The sequence below is a fragment of the Enterobacter cloacae complex sp.6700776 genome (genome assembly GCF_048284255.1).
In the GTDB taxonomy this organism is placed as follows: domain Bacteria; phylum Pseudomonadota; class Gammaproteobacteria; order Enterobacterales; family Enterobacteriaceae; genus Enterobacter; species Enterobacter intestinihominis.
This window is the reverse complement of sequence record NZ_JBLVYK010000167.1, coordinates 1-303: the sequence shown is the minus strand read 5'-3', so window position 1 is coordinate 303 and position 303 is coordinate 1. Positions and strand designations below refer to the sequence as shown.

1 pseudogene is annotated in these 303 nt (G+C 55.8%); it reads right to left on the bottom strand.

The window, feature by feature from the left end:
- Positions 1–303, bottom strand: a pseudogene (locus tag ACNQ0T_RS23735) (magnesium-translocating P-type ATPase); the annotation flags it as partial.

Below are 303 nucleotides of genomic sequence, written 5' to 3'. Positions count from 1 at the left end.
GCGTCGAGGTAACAATCATCGGCAACATTTCCGGCGTTAAGCCTACCGCGACCGAAAGCGCAAACAGTGCCGCTTCCCACCAGTCGCCTTTGGTGTAACCGTTGATAAGCAACACCACCGGAGCCATCACCAGCATAAAGCGAATCAGCAGCATACTGACGCGGCTGATCCCCTGCTGAAAGGCATTCGGCTCGCTTTCCTGCTCACTAACACGCCCCGCCAGTTGACCAAACCAAGTGTTGGCTCCTTTAGCAATCACCATTGCTTGTGCCGTGCCGCTCACCACGGTGGTGCCCATAAAAC